The following is a 2015-nucleotide window of genomic DNA, read 5'->3' as shown; positions in this document are numbered from 1 at the left end:
GTTCTCACCATTGAGCAGGTAACTCTTGACAAGGCTGTCGTAATCAACATGGACATTACCCAGCCGAATCATTTTATCGGTTTTTTCACCAAATATAGGGCAGTCATCAATACGGTCTACGGGTCTTGGTTCCAGTTGATCAAAAGGCCGCACTGCCAGCGGGCGCTGAAATTTCTGCCAGGGTTCCCACTGGGCAAGAAAAGCCTCAAGCGCTGCGTCCGTACAGGTTTCTTCAATGTTGGCGCGAGCGCTTTCAATATCCTTGTCGTTCACAAAAGCACACTTCCGGAATAACATCTCTTGAGTTGATCCGGGAAACTCGAAGAACTTGCCTAATTCAATCCGGAACGCCAGCTCAACCTCAATCTCATCCACCCAGGCGAGTGTTTGCATATGTGATCTGGCGATTGCCTTGATCTTATCCAGAATCATCATCTGCCGACCCAACGCCTTCAATTGAGTGGGGTCATGCTGTTCAACTGCCAGGGTTTGGGCAGCAGTCAGTAATTGCATTGTTTCCAGATCATCCAGGGCCAGGGTCACCCGGTCATCACAGGAAGTGCTGCCAAATACGATACGATCCACGGCAGCATTGCGAAGCTGGTCATTACCGGCCATTAATGACATGACCGCCATTACCCGTTGGGCCAGGACAGGACGGGTAGCCAGATTCTGGTAATCGGCGGTGCCTGTCAGTCGCCCGAAAAAGCCAATAAGGTGAGCAGCCTGGCCAGACTGAAGGTTAAGTTCCGGGGTTTCTGCATCGGCTGAAGCCAACTCCCGCCAGAAATCCAGGCCTTCTTGCAGTGTTTCAAACTTATGCGCAGGGTTGCCTCTGCCCATGTCAAAACGAAACAGCATGCCTTCGGGCTGGGGCAGGGCGGAGATACGTTGATGTAATTCATCAGACAGCCCGGTATCAGAAAGATCGACTTCGCGGGTTTGACCACCAACAAGTGCTCCCAACTCGGTAATCCAGTTAGGCAGTGCTGTCAGGCTCCTGCAACCCTTAAGAGACAGGTGGCCCTCAAAGAAGGGGTTCTCAGGCAAGGCTCTCAGGCTGATACAACCGATAAGACTGACATCGCCCCTCACGTAGAGACCATCAGGCAGTTCACTCAGACCGCTGCAATCATCGAGAATAAGCTCCGCCGCAGAGAGATTCCTGGGCAGTTCCCTGATGCCGGTGCAACGCCTGAGTAACAAAGCCCCCCCCACACCAAGGTTATCGGGCAGCTTACTGATCTTATTGCAAGCCTTAAGTCTAAAATGACTCTTCACAATGAGTTGCTCGGGCAGCTCCGACAGCTCGGGGCACATTTCCAAATAAAGCTGGCCATCAACGGTGATATCCCCGGACAGACTTTTCAGGTTGAGGCGATTTTTAAGCATACCGTCGCCTTTGATGTGGATTTTCCCAGACAGCGTCTCCAGGCCGGTGTCACCGGAAACAGAAAAATCCCCCTGCACGGTGAGTTTTCCGGATATGTGCTTCAGATTGACGCAATCGGTAAGCGATAAGTCCCCGAACACGCTGAACTGCCCGGGCAGACTAGCGGCCGGGCATTGGTCAAGTTTAAGGTTACCTATGACCAGGTAATGGACATCATTAGAAAAATTCCCCCGCAGAATTAACTCTTTCATTTCATCCGGGGTCACCGGTATTGACTCAGTGGCATCACGATCTGCCAATGATGCGGTTGCTGATGGGTAAGAAGCCGTTTCAGGTTGCGGGATGCATCGTTGTCCATTTACGTTGTTTTGATCAAGACGGTTTTGATCAACTTGGCTGTTATCAACAGGTGATGATGTGTTTGCTAAAGGCATAGTGCCTGTGGTCATTGCATTGGTATTCATAATTCCTCCTTGTATGGTTACTTAGTCTTCATTTTTTGCCGGGGATGGAACCGCCTCTATGAGCCTTACAACCTCCGACCAGTCCAGAGGAGCCAGGGTGTCAGGGTTCTCACCATTGAGCAGGTAACTCTTGACAAGGCTGTCGTAATCAACATGGA

General features: G+C 51.0%; 1 protein-coding gene. It reads right to left on the bottom strand.

Annotation, left to right across the window (positions count from 1 at the left end):
- Nucleotides 1–1857, bottom strand: a 1857-nt coding sequence (locus tag KDK13_RS10785; RefSeq protein ID WP_257284974.1) for an NEL-type E3 ubiquitin ligase domain-containing protein, incomplete at its 3' end; no start/stop codon positions are given.
- Nucleotides 1858–2015 lie beyond the last annotated feature (158 nt).

The sequence above is a fragment of the Endozoicomonas sp. SESOKO1 genome (assembly GCF_024606265.1).
Lineage (GTDB): Bacteria > Pseudomonadota > Gammaproteobacteria > Pseudomonadales > Endozoicomonadaceae > Endozoicomonas.
Note: the sequence above shows the minus strand (reverse complement) of the source record. Positions and strands in the feature narration are given on the sequence as shown.